Origin of the sequence: Enterococcus sp. 4G2_DIV0659, from assembly GCF_002140715.2 — a bacterium.
Lineage (GTDB): Bacteria > Bacillota > Bacilli > Lactobacillales > Enterococcaceae > Enterococcus_L > Enterococcus_L mansonii.
This window is the reverse complement of record NZ_NGLE02000001.1, coordinates 269,098-285,000: the sequence shown is the minus strand read 5'-3', so window position 1 is coordinate 285,000 and position 15,903 is coordinate 269,098. Positions and strand designations below refer to the sequence as shown.

Genomic DNA, 15,903 nt, shown 5'->3' with positions numbered 1-15,903 from the left:
CTCATAGCCTGTACAAGGTTTTCTAACTAACATACAAAGTAAAATATAGCTAAGTGTGTTCATATAAATGTTGTCTCCTTATTCATTTAATTTCTCATATTCTTATTATATCATAAAAATTCATGTATAAAAAAACATGTAATTATTGACATGTATCTTTTTTTGTAGTATTTTTTTATAGAAAGAAGGGAATTAAATGGAAGAAACAGAATTTTTGGAAAAAGAAACAAAACGAGTAATAGAAAAGAGTGGTCTTCGATCAGCTTATGCAGTTGCCTTTACGTGTATGATCGCGTTTATGGGAATTGGTTTAGTTGATCCTATTTTGAAGACAATTGCTCAACAATTAAATGCAACACCTGCTCAAACAACGCTATTGTTTACGAGTTATATGTTAGTAACAGGTATAATGATGTTGTTTACAGGATTTATATCTAGTCGTATAGGGGCGAAAAAAACATTAATTTTTGGACTTGCTATTATTATAATTTTTTCTTGTTTAGCTGGTTTTTCACAAACGATTGATGGGTTGATTTATTTACGTGCAGGTTGGGGATTAGGGAATGCGCTATTTATTTCGACAGCTTTATCTGCTATTGTCGGTGTTTTGGCAGGACAAACAGAAAAGGCGATTATTATGTATGAAGCGTCCATGGGGCTTGGGATGTCTATAGGTCCGTTACTTGGAGGCGTATTGGGGAGTGTATCATGGCGTTTGCCATTCTTTGGTGTTGCTACATTGATGCTTATTGCAACATTAGCGATTGGGTTCTTGTTAACACCGATTGCTAAGCCGAAAAAGAAGGTTGAGCTTTTAGCTGGGTTAAAAGCTTTAGCCAATCATAAATTACGTTCAATTGGAACAATTGCTCTGTTGTATAATTTTGGTTTCTTTACGTTATTAGCCTACGCTCCTTTTTTACTTGAGGGTTTTTCTGAAATGCAGATTGGTTTTGTGTTTTTTGGCTGGGGGGCTTTACTTGCAGTCGCATCTGTTTTTATTGCTCCTGTGCTGGAAAAAATTATTAACACTTATCGTACGATTTTATTCGCGTTATTTTTCTTTTTAGTGTGTTTACTTTTTATTGGAGTCAATGCACATACTCCTGAATTGGTCGCTTTAGGTGTTATCCTAGCAGGTTTTTTCCAAGGTCTGATCAATACGCTTTTAACAACAATTGCGATGGAAATACCTGATATCGAAAGAAGTGTCGCATCATCTTCTTATAGTTTTATACGCTTTTTTGGAGGAGCAATAGCACCGTTTATTGCTGGGAAACTAGCAGAAGTTTGGAACACAAGTGTGCCCTTTTATTTTGCAGGATTTATGGTACTTGTAGGATTGTTGTTTGTATTCGTACACAATCAATATTTCGCAACAGAAGAAGAGTATGAAACAATTTAGGATAGTATAAAAAATTAAAATGAACATATTAGGCGAAAGTAATTTGCTGTGGGAAATAAGCTAATTACTTTCGCTTTATTTTTGCTTTAAATCAACGATTCATTCATAAAAAAAGCAGTAATATAAAATAATTCATCTTCAGGTATAGTGATTGCGTAAAATGTTTCTAGAAATTGACTATTTTGTCGAACCATATGTATTTCTTTTTTATATTTTTCTTGAAATACATGCATATGTGGAAAAATACTGACAGATTTTCCTTGGATTAGTCGATCGACCATACAAATAATATGACAAGCTAACCCAACTTTGATTTCATAGGAGATGTTCGGATTGATTTGAATAGCCATTGCTTCAACCCATTCTCGAATAGACGTAATTAATTTTTCTCCATTTTTGTATTCTAGCATACTGGAAATATTGAGTCGCATACCTTCAAAAGCAATTTCATAATCGATCAATGATTGGATTTTTTCTGTTTTTGTTTCATCTAAAGCATCTGTGATCGAAAAATGAGGAGCAGCCATTGAAAGTTGAAATGTGCCGATCGTACAGATAATTTTCCCCGATTGATTCAAATTTTCAATTGTCTGTTGTAGCAGTTTTTTATCTGTCATTTGCAGGGAGATAATTTCGCAAGCACCCCCTCGTAAATTCAAACGAGATATAAGCATTTTTTTGATTAGCTGTGCAGAACCTTCACCTGTTGTGCAAAGAGTAAGTACATACAATTTTGCTTGTTTCTTTTCAGAGATATCTTTGTTTTTGTACATAGAAAGGCCTTTGATATTAACGGTGGATTCGAATACTTCATTTAACGTATAGCCAAGAGAGGCTTTTCTACTTGCTTCTAAGACATGTAGTGTGCTGACGAGTTCGATGCAACGAATTTGGATAGTTAATTTTTTTTCTAAATCATCACTGAAGTTAATCAATGAGCCCATATCAACGAGTAATAAAACATCTTTTAATTGCTGTTTACCTGATAGATAATTTTCGATATTTGTTAAAGCCACAATTGGTTTTTCTTCAAGAGGCATGTCAAAACCTACGGCAATTTGTTCTCCTAGAAGCTTATTCACAACAGTAGCCATGCTTGTTGCAGTCGATTCTCCATGAGCCACGACAATCACTTCAACTTTGGCTTTCTTTTTTTTCTTGCTTTCTTCCGTTGTAAAAAACAATGCTAAAAAACCAGCTTCATCTTCTGGTAAATGAATACTAAAATCGGCTTCAATGATCGAAAGACAGTTTAGGGCTGCTTCAAAAAGTCGAGTATGTTCTTGTTTTATTTCAGTGATTCGCGGATTGATGATGGTTTGCCCACGTTTGACTCGCTGGATCGTATTATATAAATGAAGCGCTAATCCATAGCGCACATTATCAGAGAAATAGGTATTTAGTAATCTAGCTATTTTTTCACATACTTTATTTGTCGTAGCGACGATTTCTGCACCGACAATTTGTTCCAGGTTCGCTAAATCAACGACAGACTCATTCTTATAAGAGTGATAGTAATTTGAAATTGTTGTATCGATAATTTCAGATGTTTGAGAGTTATTGAGTCCAATTCGTTCCATATCGCTCATTTTTTGTTCAATAATTTGGTAGATATCGTTGGCTTTTGAATCTTTAGGTAAAAATAAAGTCGTTTCTTCTTCATTGAAGAGAAAAAATCGAGTACTTGTATTCGGTAGAAGTAACCATATTTTTTTGCGTTCTTCGCTATTATAGAGTCCTTCCCGAATGTAATGAGGCAGTTCATAGCTACTAATCTTAATCGTTTCTTCTTGTCGTGCAATAAATTGTGAGTAGGCTTTGGCACATAATAATTGGATATCTGCCTTGAGTTGTCCAACATTGTTTTGACATGGATACCCTAATAGTGCTCGAATCGTGTTAGTTGAGACTTCAATCGGTGTGTTCAATTTTTTTGTTTCAGCTTGGAAAAAGGTTGAAATCAAACTTAGTCGTTCCTCTAAGCCACGCGCTATTAAACTAGGGATCTCAATTCTCATGGGAATTCTACGGACGAATGTTTGTAATAAAGAAGAGGTAGTATCTTCTGTTGTTGCGCAAATTAGCAATACTTGTGCCGTTCTTTCACTATTCGTTTCACCAAGTTTTCGATAAACGCCTCGATCAATAAATGTGAATAACATTTCTTGACCTTCTGGTGGAAGGCGATGAATCTCGTCTAAAAAAAGAATACCGCCGTTCGCCTTTTCTAAAAGACCTACTCGATCATCCTCAGCGCCAGTGTAAGCTCCTTTTATGATCCCAAAAATCGAGCCAACTAATAATTGAGGGTTATTCGCATAATCTGCACAATTGAACGTAATAAAATTGGAATCCGCTTTCATTTTTTGTTTTGAATTTGCATAGTTAAAAATCAATTCAGCAAACATACTTTTTCCAACACCAGTCTCACCTGTAAGTAGAATGTGCATACCATTGGGCGGATATAACACAGCAGCCTTTGCTTGTTCTCCACAGTGAAAAAGGCTAGGACTTTTTTTGATAAATTCATCTAGAACATTTTGCTCATTCTTTTTCTTAGGCGCAGTTGAGAAAAAATAGACGGGTTTTGTTCCTTTTTTTTTGGCTAAACCTAGTTTAACTAACTGATTTAAATCACTACTGACATTTGCTCGAGTAATGTTTAGTTGTGTTGCGATTTCACTCGCAGTTGCTGGCTTTTCTTCATTGTAATTGGTGAGTAGTGCGTTTATTCTTTCAATTCTTTTCATATTTGCTCCCCGACCTTTATCTGATAATCTCTATGACTTAAGTATAATGTTGAAAAATGAATTAGTCAAAGTCATCTGTTTTCCTTTTCTTTCATGTGTTTCAGTATCTGTTTGGAAAGTGTTTTATTATAGAAAAAAATAAAACACATAGAAGAGAATCCTTAGTTTAAAGGTGTTACAAATGTTTGGCACGTTTATTGCTTATATATTAGTATCAGCAGAATGAATGTTTGAAAGGAGAAAGCTAAATGATTTCAGAAACGGATGTCATGCAAATTATTGTGTATGCGGGTAATGCCAAGTCACTTGCCATGAATGCCATTAAAGAGGCAAAAACAGGAGAGATAGCCAAAGCTCAAAATATGTTGGAGGAAAGTAAAAGTAATTTAAAAATTGCCCATCAACATCACACGGATATTTTGCAACAATTTGCAACTAATCCGGATGAGCCTACAAATATGTTTTTGACCCATGCTCAAGATCATATGATGGCGGCAATTACAGCAACAGATTTTACGAAAGAATTTATCGATCTGCATGAGGAGTTACAGCAATTACGCAGATTGATGAAATAAGAAAAAAATAGGAAAAGGTGATCAGAATGAAAATTACATTAGCATGTGCAGGTGGTATGTCAACAGGAATGTTAGTAAAAAAAATGCAAGAATACGCGGTTTCTGTGGGAATAGAGGCGGATATTTCAGCATGTGGACTTAGTGAATTAGAAGAACGGGTCGTAGGATCAGATATCATTTTATTAGGTCCCCAAGTTGGTTACCAACAAGATGACGTGAAAAAAGAATACCCTGATATTCCTGTTCTCGTAATTGAAATGATGGATTATGGCATGATGAATGGCGAAAAAGTATTTAAAAATGCACAAGAAATTATTGCATCGAAATAAAAAAAGTAAAAGGAGAATGACGTATGTCAGAAGTGAAAAAAAGTTCTTTTATTAATGGGTTGAATAGTTTTGTCAATAAATTTTCAAATAATACATTTGTTAAAAGTATTGCTAATGGAATGATGATGACATTACCGATTACGATTGTAGGAAGTTTGACAACGATTATTGGTATGATTCCAGGTTTACCTGAAACCGTGGTGAAAGCTTGTTCTTTGGGAACGTCGATTTCTAGTAATCTGATTACCATTTATGTGATTATTGGTATTTCTTGTGCGATGGCAAGAGAGAAAAAAGGAGACGCGATTGCATCAATTATTTTGGCATTAGCTTCTTTCTTCGTTTTAACGCCAATCACGTCTTTTGATATTGGTAAAGAAAAACCAGCGCTTGCTTTTGAACTAACTTATTTAGGATCAAAAGGAATCTTTGTCGGAATGATTGTAGCGTTAGTAATAACTTGGCTTTTTGCTAAAATGGTAGAAAAAAGAATCACCTTCAGAATGCCTGAAAGTGTACCTACCGCGATTGCCAAGACGTTTGAAGCTATTGTACCAGCGGCTATTATTTTTATTGTGGTGATCATTATAAGTACGATTTTTGCTGGAACAAAATTTGGTAATGTGCATGATTTTATCTATACCAATTTACAAACACCACTTGAGGCTTTAGGCGGTTCAATTTGGTCAGCATTGTTTATTATGTTTCTGTCGGAATTATTATGGTTTTTCGGCATCCATGGAAGTATGGTTGTAGGTTCTGTGATTGCAGTGTTATTTACAACTCAAGCATATGCAAACATGGAAGCCGTAGCGGCAGGTGAAGTGGCAACCAACATTATCAATTCATTCTTCTTAGATGCTTTTAAAGGGCCTAGAGCGTTAGCCTTAGCAGTTATTTTAGTTTGGATGAGTAGAAGTGAAAAATTCAAATCGATTGGGAAAATTTCTTTTGTTCCAAGTATTTTTGGTATCACTGAGCCAATGAAATTTGGCATTCCGATGATTATGAATGCGATTATTTTCATTCCATTAACACTTTCTGCAGCTGTGTGTGTCGGTATTGCCTATCTTGCAACGATTATTGGTTTTTTACCTGTAATCAGTGTGAATGTTCCTAAAAACTTGCCAACTTTCTTATCAGGATTTATGGCGGCGGGCTGGCAAGGATTAGTTGTCCAACTGATTCAGTTTGTTGTGGTACTATTGTTGTATCTGCCATTTATGAAAAAATTAGATAGCCAAGGTGTAGCAGAGGAAAAAGCTACTCTTGAGAACAAGTAGGAGTGTGAAAAAATGCAGGCACTGCAAGTCAAAAGAGTTGAGGAAAACTTAGCTATTTATATTCCTGATACAGTTGAACTTCCTGCGACTGTTTATTATGGTAAGGATTGCTCCAGCGATATAAAAGGAGCGGATTCTCTAGTATTTAAGGAGAATGGGTGGCAGACTTTATCAGATCCCAATCGTGACGAACGGCTCTATTTTAAATTTGAGACAAAGGATGATTTCTTTATAGGGGCAGAACGTCGCTTACCTTTGACAAACTTATACAACTGTCGTGATATGGGAGGTTATTCCACCAAAGATGGTCGTTTAACCAAATGGGGAAATGTTTTTCGTTCAGATGCTTTGCATCAAATTGATGAAGAAGGTCAAAGTTATATTGAACGGATGGACGTAAAAAAGATTATTGATTTTCGTTCACCTGAAGAGATTTCAAAAGACCCAAATAAACCTATTTCTAATAGCCAAACAGTTAACTTTAATCCTCATGCAGATGTTGCACAACAGGCCAGTACACAATCTGTGTCAAAAAAAGATGAAGATAAAATTGCGCAATTAGAAATAATGGTCAAAACAGAAGAAGGTCGAAATCAGTTAATCAAAAATCGAAATGTAATGATTAAACAAATGGAACAATTAGTTGTAGGAGAAAATGCGATTAAAGCGTATAAGCAATTTTTTAATACGCTTTTACAAGAACAGGTCACACCTTTGATTTTCCACTGTCAAGGAGGAAAAGACCGAACTGGATGGGCTGCAGCATTATATTTAGGCGCATTGGGTGTTGATAAAGACCAAATTTACCAAGACTACTTGTTGACAGATAAAATGAATGCACCTAGAAATGCTAAAAGAATGGCTATCTACAAAAAATACACAGATAATGAAGATGTTTTAGCTTTTCTAGCTTCTTTGCAACAAACCAGAAAAGATTATTTAGATGGTGCTTATCAGACCGTAGAAGAACGCTATGGAACAATAACAAACTATCTGAAAGAAGTATTAGAAATAGATCAAAGACAAGTAGAGACATTAAGAAATAGATATTTGTATTGACTGATTAAGCAGCGAGATAGAGGGTTGGATCTATCTCGCTGTTTATGTACAATAAGTAATACTAATAGTTAGTCAGTAGGACTTCTTTTTTTGAAAGTGGCTTTTTTTGTTTTTTCCTTTATTGACAACGCTTTATTTTCATGTTTTAATAACAAGAGAAATCAAGATTGTTACTGAGTTTTCAGGCTATACTTTATTTCTACTATCAACATTTATTAGCTAGCTGATCTAATCTCATTGAGGAGATATTATGGAAGTAAAAAAAGTAATCAACAACAATATTGTCAAGTCTCTAGATGCAGACGGTCATGAAGTATTAGTGATGGGAAAAGGTATTGGCTTTAAAAAAAATATTGGAGATGCCATTGATGACGCTCTAGTTGAAAAAATTTATACTAGCAATGAAGATTTAACAACCAATAAGTTAGCCCAGCTATTATCGAATGTTCGCTTGGAGCATTTACAAGTTGCCAATGAAATCATTGGTTTTGCTAAGCTATCTTTAGGGAAAAAGTTAAATGAGAATATCTATCTGACATTAACAGATCATATTGATTATGCAATTGAACGGTATAACAATGGATTGCCTGTTAGAAATGCTCTTCTTTGGGAGATTAAACGCTTTTACAATCATGAGTATTTGATTGGTAAAGAAGCACTGACGATTATTTCTAATCGACTGAATATAACTTTACCAGAAGATGAAGCTGGATTTATTGCATTACACATTGTCAATGCAGAATTAGACTTATCTCAAGTTAGTCAGGTTTCCGAGATGACCAAAGTGATTCAGAAAATTCTCAATATCGTTAAATATCATTACAAGACCGATCTAGATGAATATACGTTAAATTATGAGCGTTTCATTACGCATTTAAAGTTTTTCGTTCAACGTCTATTCAGTGGAATCGAGCTGGATAAAGACAAAGATGAAGGCTTCTTGTTTATGTTAAAAGAAAAGTATCAAGATGAATACCGTTGTGCATTGAAAATACGTGAGTATATAAGTAAAGAATTTGACCGTGAGTTAAAAGAAGATGAAATGATTTATCTCACGATTCATATCAGACGAATAACAAACAATTAATTAAAGGATTGTTACTGCGTAAAAGCAGGCTATACCTAAGAAAAATCTCTTTGGATGAAGAGGTTTCTTAGGTATTTTTTTGTGGCTTTGAACCATTTATTACGGAACAATACGCTAGTATGCTATCTAGCTTCACAGGCAATTTTTTAATAAAAAAGAGAAATCTGAACGAGCCTGTTACGCTTTTATTTTTAGGAGGAGAAGGAATGAATTATCAAGAATTAGCTCAAACGATTATCGGAAAAATAGGTGGGCAAGAGAATATTAAAGGCTTAACTCATTGTGCAACCAGATTACGTTTTAATTTAAAGGATGAAGGGAAAGCACAAACTGATTCATTGAAAAATACGGTTGGTGTAATGGGTGTTGTGTCAAAAGGAGGTCAATATCAAGTCATTATTGGTAGTGATGTGGGAAGTGTTTATAAAGAAATTTTGAAAGAAGTACCGTCTTTAGATGGCGAAAAAGTTGAAACAAATGAAAAAGACGACCGCAGCATGGCTTCAAAAATCATCGACACAATTACTGGTATTTTTACACCGATTTTACCAGCAATCACTGCTGCTGGGATGTTAAAAGCTGTTTTATCACTTTTAGTTGTTTTCAATGCAATCGATAAAACTGGACAAACATATATTATCATTGATTTTATGGCGGATTCAGCTTTTTACTTTTTACCTATTTTGTTAGCTGCTTCATCTGCACAGAAATTTAAAACCAATATGTATCTAGCTATGATGGTAGGGGGGATTTTATTACATCCTAACTTTGTAGGCATGGTGAATGCGATTAAAGAAGCTGGAGAAGGCAGTATTCATCTGTTTGGGTTGCCAATTTCAGCCGTGACATACGGATCGTCTGTTATTCCAATTATCTTAGCTGTTTGGTTTATGTCCTATATTGAACCAATTGCTGATAAAGTATCACCAAAAGCAATTAAATTCTTTAGTAAACCATTGATTACGATTGCTATTGTAGGAACTGTTTCTTTAGTAGTGGTAGGTCCAATTGGTTATTTCATTAGTGACGGCATTTCAAATGGAATCAAAGCTCTTGAAAACTTTAGTCCTTGGTTAGTGCCAACGATCATAGGGGCATTAACGCCATTATTTGTTGCTACAGGAACGCATTATGGTTTAGTACCAATCGGCATTAACAATCGAATGACAACAGGATATGACAGTGTGATTTATCCAGGCATGTTAGCGTCAAATCTTGGACAAGGTGCAGCATCTTTAGCAGTCGGTGTTAAAAGTAAAGATTCTTCAATTAAACAAGTAGCTGCTTCAGCGGGACTAACAGGATTATTCGGTATTACAGAACCAGCGTTATATGGTGTGAATTTGAAATATAAAACACCTCTATATGCGGCGATGATTGGTGGGGGAATCGGTGGTTTATTTATGGGAATCAGCCGAGTAAAAAACTTTACTGGCGGTTCACCTGGTTTATTAACCCTTCCAAGTTACATTGGTGATGATACATTAAAACATTTATACATGGCTTGTATTGGCGCAGCTATTAGTATTGTTATTTCGTTCGTTGTTTCTTATGTTTTATATAAAGATCCAGTGCAAGAGGAAGTGGGAACTGAAACTAAAAACGATGAAGCGGGTACTTTTGCAACGACAAATACACTAACTGAAGTGAGTGTACCCATTAAAGGTGAAATAGTTTCTTTAAGCGCAGTGGAAGATGGCATGTTTTCAGAAGAAATTTTAGGAAAAGGATTTGCAATAAAACCAGCAGAAGGCGTTGTTTATGCGCCTGTTTCAGGAACAGTGACAGCTGTTTTTGATTCTAAACATGCGATTGGTTTAACAAGTGATTCTGGAGTAGAACTATTGATTCATATCGGTATTGATACGGTTCAATTAAATGGTGAAGGCTATAATTATTTTGTTGAAAAAGGTCAAAAAGTTCAAACTGGAGACAAATTAATTGAATTTGACTTAGAAAAAATTGCAGGAAAAGGCTATAATACAATTACACCTGTTGTTGTGACGAATTCAGCTGATTTTGGTGATATTATTACGTTAACTAAAACATCAGCTGAACCTGGTGAGCAAGCGATGAAAGTCATTCGTTAATCAGACTTTTGTTTAAATAAATTGTTGGAGGATGAATCAGATGGCATTTAGAAAAGACTTTTTATGGGGCGGCGCAACAGCGGCCAATCAATGTGAAGGTGGATATAACGAAGGAGGACGTGGTTTAGCAAACGTCGATTTAGCTCCTGTTGGACCAGATCGTTTTCCAGTAATCACAGGGGAGATGAAAATGTTTGATTTTGATGACGAACATTTTTACCCAGCTCAAAACGCAATCGACATGTATCATCGTTATAAAGAAGACATCGCTTTATTTGGCGAAATGGGCTTTAAAACCTACCGTCTATCTATCGCTTGGAGTCGTATTTTCCCTCTAGGAGACGAAACAGAGCCGAATGAAGAAGGCTTGAAGTTCTATGAAGATTTGTTCAAAGAATGTCGTAAATACAATATAGAGCCTCTTGTAACGATCACTCACTTTGATTGTCCGATGCACCTGGTGGAAAAATATGGGGCATGGCGCAGTCGTGAATTGGTCGGATTCTATGAAAATCTATGTAACGTAATCTTCAATCGCTATAAAGGACTGGTAAAATATTGGTTGACCTTTAATGAAATCAATATGATTTTACACGCACCATTTATGGGTGCTGGACTTTATTTTGAAGAAGGCGAAAACAAAGAACAAGTCAAATACCAAGCGGCACACCACGAATTATTGGCCAGTGCCATCGCGACTAAAATCGCTCATGAAGTAGATCCAGAAAACCAAGTGGGCTGTATGTTAGCAGCAGGAACAAACTATGCGTATACGTGTAAGCCGGAAGACGTTTGGGCAGCACGGAAAGCTGATCGCGAGAACTTCTTCTTCATTGATGTTCAATCTCGCGGGGAATACCCAGCCTATGCGTTGAAAGAACTAGAACGCCAAGGAATTGACTTACCGATTGAAGACGGCGATTTAGAGTTACTAAAAGAGCATACTGTTGATTTTATCTCGTTCTCTTATTACTCTTCACGTGTGCAATCAACGGACCCAGCCATCAATGAACAAACCGCAGGGAATATCTTTGCTTCAGTGAAAAACCCCTATCTAGAAGCAAGCGAATGGGGCTGGCAAATCGATCCACTAGGTTTGCGTACAACAATGAACGACTTATATGACCGTTACCAAAAACCATTATTCATCGTGGAAAACGGCTTAGGAGCAGTGGACACGCCAGATGAACACGGCAATGTAATCGATGATTATCGTATCGAGTATTTAGCGGCTCATATCCAAGCGATGAAAGATGCCGTAGAACTGGATGGCGTAGATTTACTAGGCTATACAACATGGGGCTGTATCGATTTAGTGTCAGCTGGAACTGGTGAAATGAAAAAACGCTACGGCTTTATCTACGTGGATCGTGACAATGAAGGGAACGGTACATTGAAACGTTCGAAGAAAAAATCATTTGACTGGTATAAAAAAGTCATTGCCACAAATGGGGAAGATTTGACGAATTAATACAAAAATAAAGTAGAAAAAGAACAGAAAATCGAAGGACAATTCATTCGGTTTTCTGTTCTTTTTCTTTTATAAGCCTGTAACGTGTTCCGTGAAATGGAACACGTTACAGGCTGCTTTTGTCTTTATCAATAACTTAGAAACCGCTTTAAAAACTTTCAAAATAGCGTTATGCTTAACTCGTCAAAAGGAATACTCGAGTAGCCGACAATAAAATAGACAGATGGGCGGAAGACATGATGAAAAAAAGAGATTTTGTAGATACAAATGATTTTACAAAAGAAGAAATCGAATATCTTATTCAGTTAGCTTTAAAATTGAAAGAGGCAATAAAAAATGGTTATTATCCACCATTGTTAAAAGATAAAACATTAGGAATGATTTTTGAACAATCATCTACACGAACACGAGTATCATTTGAAACAGCGATGACTCAACTTGGCGGGCATGCACAATATTTAGCGCCTGGTCAAATCCAATTGGGTGGGCATGAATCATTAGGAGATACCGCAAGAGTCTTATCTCGTTTAGTCGATATTTTGATGGCACGAGTAGAGCGGCATCAAACAATTGTAGACTTAGCTAAGGATGCTAGTATTCCAGTGATCAATGGAATGAGTGATTATAACCATCCAACACAGGAATTGGGAGATATTATTACTATGACCGAGCATCTGCCTGTAGGTAAAAAATTAAGTGATTGTAAAATCGTTTTTGTAGGGGATGCGACACAAGTGTGTGTGTCTACGATGTTTATGGCAACAAAAATGGGGATGGATTTTGTTCAATTTGGACCAGAAGGTTTCCAGATTAAAGAAGAAACATTGGCAATTGGTCGTAAAAATGCAGAAAAATCTGGTGGTAGTGTCTTGATTACAGAGGATGCTAAAGAAGCAATGATGGATGCCGACTTTATTTATACAGACGTTTGGTACGGCTTATATGAAGCGGAATTATCAGAAGAAGAACGAATGGCGACGTTCTATCCTAAATACCAAGTGAATAAAAAGTTAATTGACTTGGCAGCACCTCATGTAAAATTTTTACACTGTTTACCGGCAACAAGAGGTGAAGAGGTAACAGACGAAGTACTAGATGCTCCTTATTCTCTTGTTTTAGATGAGGCGGAAAATCGTTTGACGGCAATGCGTGCGTTGTTAGTCTATTTCATGAATCCCTATTTAGATTACGCTGGTGAAGCAGTTGTAAAGTATTACGATGCTGAATTTGAATTGATGTTAAGAAATGCTGTCGCCGCTAAAAGATAAGAATTTGTGGTGAGATAAAAGCATGAAGTGATTATATCAACGAAAAAGACATTCATGCTTTTTTTCCAGCCTCTTTAATGAAAGGTGCGTACAAAACATGAAAGAAAAAAAGAAATTTCGGTTGTTTGACGCAGTGCTAATGGCTGTTGTAGTTATTTTAGTAGTTGAATCTGCAGCACCAGCTGCAGCGATTGGGTCGTCACAGTTTTTCTGGTGGGGAGTTCTTCTGATTTTATTTTTCTTACCCTATGGACTGATTTCAGCTGAATTAGGTACGACATATACAGGTGATGGTGGAATTTATGATTGGGTAAAAATGGCTTTTGGACGTCGTTTTGGTGCACGTGTTGCTTGGTTTTATTGGATTAATTTTCCAATTTGGATGGCCAGCTTAGCCGTTCTTTTTACAGAGGTCATGACACAAATCTTTGGACTGACAGTTGGTATGCCGATACTAATCTTTTGTCAATTGATATTTATATGGTTGGTAACATTGATCAGCTGTTACCCAGTTAGTGATAGTAAGTGGATTTTGAACATTGCAGCTTTTGCCAAAGTTGCAATCATGGTATGTTTAGGTGTTCTAGGTCTCTATCATGCGGTAACAAAAGGAATGGCCAACGATTTTTCGGGTAAAGCTCTTTTACCAAGTTTTGATTTAACTAGTTTAAGTTTTATCTCTGTAATTTTATTTAATTTTTTGGGGTTTGAAGTCGTTACTACTCTGGCTAGTGATATGGAAAATCCTAAAAAACAAATCCCTCAAGCAATCATCTATGGTGGAATTTTAATTGCCTTTTTCTACCTGTTTGCAGCATTCGGTATGGGGGCGGCGGTTCCGGCAGATCAATTGTCTACATCAGGAGGATTAATTGATAGTTTTATCTTGTTAGTTGGTGGAATCAATCCATTTGTTATTATTATCGGTTTGCTGTTCATGTACACCTTAGCGGCGAATTTAATTTCATGGGCTTTAGGCGTCAACTATGTGGCTTTTTATGCAGCAAAAAATCATGATATGCCAAAAGTTTTTGCAAAGGAAAATCCTAAAAACGAAATGCCAATCGGAGCATCTGTAATGAATGGAATCGTTGCATCTATTTTGGTTGTAGCAGCCCCATTTATTCCTAATGAAAATATCTTTTGGGCATTTTTCGCCTTAAATGTAGTTGCATTACTGCTCTCTTATATCATGATGTTTCCTGCATTTTTAAAATTGCGCAAAATTGATCCTGATACTAAACGGCCATTTAAAGTACCTGGGGGTCCAGTTTTAATAAAAATAATGGCTTATATTCCTTTATCTTTATTAGTAATCACACTATTTTTCTCAACGGTTCCATTGTCAAGTAGTGAATTTAGCGAAAAAATCCCGATTTTAATAGGAACGATTGTTGCAACTGTTATTGGAGAATTTTGTATCCGGATAGGTGATAAGGAGTATAACAAAGAACAAACAATAAAAGAAAATCAAAAAAAGGAGCTTTTAGATCATGAGGACAATTGATAGTTCACCAAAAAAAGATGGGTTCCGTATGCCAGGAGAGTTCGAAACGCACCAAGGTGTATATATTTTATGGCCAGAGCGTCCAGATAATTGGCGGAACGGTGGAAAGCCAGCGCAAAAAGTTTTTGTTGATGTTGCAATTGCAATCAGTCAATTTGAACCAGTAACTGTTGGTGTATCTGCTGAACAATATGACAATGCTCGACATATGTTGCCAGAAAATGTTCGTGTTGTTGAGATTGCCAATGATGATGCGTGGGTTCGTGATTGTGGCCCAACATTTGTTAAAAATGATGAAGGGGAGATTCGTGGTGTTGATTGGACATTTAATTCATGGGGAGGTTTAGTAGATGGGCTGTACTTTCCCTGGGATAAGGATGATCAAGTTGCACAAAAAATTTGTGAATTAGAATGGAAAGATCGTTATCGCCTGAATGATTTTGTTTTGGAAGGTGGCTCAATCCATGTGGATGGTGAAGGCACATTGATTACAACGGAAGAATGTTTACTATCAAAAGGAAGAAACGCACAATTGTCAAAGGAACAAATTGAGCAAGTTCTCAAAGAGTATCTTTCATTAGAAAAAATCATTTGGCTTAAACGAGGGATTTACTTAGATGAAACAAATGGGCATGTTGATAATATTATCAATATCGTGAAGCCAGGCGAAGTTGTGTTGGCTTGGACAGATGATGAAAATGATCCGCAATATGAAATTTCTAAAGAGTGCTTAGACATTCTAGAAAATGAAACAGATGCCAAAGGGCGGAAACTTGTCGTGCATAAATTGCATGTACCAACCCCCATTTTGATTACTGAAGAAGAAAGTACAGGTGTAGATGCTGTCGCTGGCACATTGCCAAGGGAAAAAGGAGATCGTCTAGCTGCTAGTTATGCAAATTATTACACAGCTAATGGTGGAATAGTCGTACCTACATTTGATGATTCAAATGATGAAAAAGCGCTTAGTTTACTCCAAACATTATATCCTGATAGAAAAGTGGTTGGTGTGCCGGCAAGAGAGATTTTACTAGGTGGAGGAAATATACACTGTATTACTCAACAAGTACCGAAATGAG

At 36.1% G+C, this 15,903-nt stretch carries 13 protein-coding genes (1 of these 13 only partly in view); 11 read left to right on the top strand and 2 right to left on the bottom strand.

Annotation, left to right across the window (positions count from 1 at the left end; genetic code table 11):
* A protein-coding gene (locus tag A5880_RS01325) for a PadR family transcriptional regulator (protein WP_086330282.1) crosses the window boundary here: on the bottom strand, positions 1 to 63 show its start. The gene continues 477 nt to the left of window position 1, outside the view; 63 of the gene's 540 nt are visible here — the first part of the coding sequence; it begins with the start codon at positions 61 to 63; the stop codon falls past the left edge of the window.
* 133 nt (positions 64 to 196) lie between these two features.
* Between A5880_RS01325 and A5880_RS01320 the strand changes: the two genes are divergently transcribed.
* On the top strand, positions 197 to 1,405 hold the full coding sequence (locus A5880_RS01320) for an MFS transporter (RefSeq protein ID WP_086330281.1): 1,209 nt from the start codon (positions 197 to 199) through the stop codon (positions 1,403 to 1,405).
* A gap of 86 nt (positions 1,406 to 1,491) precedes the next feature.
* On the opposite strand, the gene A5880_RS01315 is transcribed toward A5880_RS01320, so the two are convergent.
* On the bottom strand, positions 1,492 to 4,155 hold the full coding sequence (locus tag A5880_RS01315) for a sigma-54-dependent transcriptional regulator (RefSeq protein ID WP_086330280.1): 2,664 nt from the start codon (positions 4,153 to 4,155) through the stop codon (positions 1,492 to 1,494).
* 248 nt (positions 4,156 to 4,403) lie between these two features.
* Between A5880_RS01315 and A5880_RS01310 the strand changes: the two genes are divergently transcribed.
* The 10 genes from A5880_RS01310 (at position 4,404) to aguA (ending at position 15,902) form a co-directional block, all read left to right on the top strand.
* Positions 4,404 to 4,730, top strand: a complete 327-nt coding sequence (locus A5880_RS01310; RefSeq protein ID WP_086330279.1) for a PTS lactose/cellobiose transporter subunit IIA — start codon at positions 4,404 to 4,406, stop codon at positions 4,728 to 4,730.
* Positions 4,731 to 4,756: 26 nt separating this feature from the next.
* Positions 4,757 to 5,059: a PTS sugar transporter subunit IIB gene (locus A5880_RS01305; RefSeq protein WP_086330278.1), complete on the top strand. Its 303-nt coding sequence runs from the start codon at positions 4,757 to 4,759 to the stop codon at positions 5,057 to 5,059.
* A gap of 23 nt (positions 5,060 to 5,082) precedes the next feature.
* Positions 5,083 to 6,342 carry a PTS sugar transporter subunit IIC gene (locus A5880_RS01300; RefSeq protein WP_086330277.1) on the top strand — a complete coding sequence of 420 codons (1,260 nt, stop codon included), beginning with the start codon at positions 5,083 to 5,085 and terminating at the stop codon, positions 6,340 to 6,342.
* A gap of 12 nt (positions 6,343 to 6,354) precedes the next feature.
* The gene (locus A5880_RS01295) at positions 6,355 to 7,401 is read left to right on the top strand and encodes a tyrosine-protein phosphatase (RefSeq protein WP_086330276.1); all 1,047 of its coding nucleotides are present in this window, start codon (positions 6,355 to 6,357) and stop codon (positions 7,399 to 7,401) included.
* A 250-nt stretch (positions 7,402 to 7,651) separates the two neighbouring features.
* Positions 7,652 to 8,488, top strand: a complete 837-nt coding sequence (licT, locus tag A5880_RS01290) for a BglG family transcription antiterminator LicT (protein WP_086330275.1) — start codon at positions 7,652 to 7,654, stop codon at positions 8,486 to 8,488.
* Positions 8,489 to 8,694: 206 nt separating this feature from the next.
* Entirely contained in the window at positions 8,695 to 10,578 is a 1,884-nt protein-coding gene (locus A5880_RS01285) for a beta-glucoside-specific PTS transporter subunit IIABC (protein ID WP_086330274.1), read from the top strand.
* Positions 10,579 to 10,618: 40 nt separating this feature from the next.
* Positions 10,619 to 12,049: a 6-phospho-beta-glucosidase gene (locus A5880_RS01280; RefSeq protein ID WP_086330273.1), complete on the top strand. Its 1,431-nt coding sequence runs from the start codon at positions 10,619 to 10,621 to the stop codon at positions 12,047 to 12,049.
* A gap of 239 nt (positions 12,050 to 12,288) precedes the next feature.
* Positions 12,289 to 13,317: a putrescine carbamoyltransferase gene (gene ptcA / locus A5880_RS01275; protein ID WP_218776214.1), complete on the top strand. Its 1,029-nt coding sequence runs from the start codon at positions 12,289 to 12,291 to the stop codon at positions 13,315 to 13,317.
* A 97-nt stretch (positions 13,318 to 13,414) separates the two neighbouring features.
* Entirely contained in the window at positions 13,415 to 14,824 is a 1,410-nt protein-coding gene (locus A5880_RS01270) for an amino acid permease (RefSeq protein ID WP_086330271.1), read from the top strand.
* On the top strand, positions 14,811 to 15,902 hold the full coding sequence (aguA, locus tag A5880_RS01265; protein WP_086330270.1) for an agmatine deiminase: 1,092 nt from the start codon (positions 14,811 to 14,813) through the stop codon (positions 15,900 to 15,902). The genes A5880_RS01270 and aguA overlap by 14 nt, the downstream gene beginning before the upstream one ends.
* Position 15,903 lies beyond the last annotated feature (1 nt).

Bases quoted from the DNA above. Each gene is read 5' to 3' on its own strand.
- A5880_RS01285 (WP_086330274.1), top strand. From the start codon at position 8,695: ATGAATTATCAAGAATTAGCTCAAACGATTATCGGAAAAATAGGTGGG.
- A5880_RS01280 (WP_086330273.1), top strand. From the start codon at position 10,619: ATGGCATTTAGAAAAGACTTTTTATGGGGCGGCGCAACAGCGGCCAAT.
- A5880_RS01295 (WP_086330276.1), top strand. From the start codon at position 6,355: ATGCAGGCACTGCAAGTCAAAAGAGTTGAGGAAAACTTAGCTATTTAT.
- A5880_RS01320 (WP_086330281.1), top strand. From the start codon at position 197: ATGGAAGAAACAGAATTTTTGGAAAAAGAAACAAAACGAGTAATAGAA.
- aguA (WP_086330270.1), top strand. From the start codon at position 14,811: ATGAGGACAATTGATAGTTCACCAAAAAAAGATGGGTTCCGTATGCCA.
- A5880_RS01300 (WP_086330277.1), top strand. From the start codon at position 5,083: ATGTCAGAAGTGAAAAAAAGTTCTTTTATTAATGGGTTGAATAGTTTT.
- licT (WP_086330275.1), top strand. From the start codon at position 7,652: ATGGAAGTAAAAAAAGTAATCAACAACAATATTGTCAAGTCTCTAGAT.
- ptcA (WP_218776214.1), top strand. From the start codon at position 12,289: ATGAAAAAAAGAGATTTTGTAGATACAAATGATTTTACAAAAGAAGAA.
- A5880_RS01315 (WP_086330280.1), bottom strand. From the start codon at position 4,155: ATGAAAAGAATTGAAAGAATAAACGCACTACTCACCAATTACAATGAA.
- A5880_RS01305 (WP_086330278.1), top strand. From the start codon at position 4,757: ATGAAAATTACATTAGCATGTGCAGGTGGTATGTCAACAGGAATGTTA.
- A5880_RS01310 (WP_086330279.1), top strand. From the start codon at position 4,404: ATGATTTCAGAAACGGATGTCATGCAAATTATTGTGTATGCGGGTAAT.
- A5880_RS01270 (WP_086330271.1), top strand. From the start codon at position 13,415: ATGAAAGAAAAAAAGAAATTTCGGTTGTTTGACGCAGTGCTAATGGCT.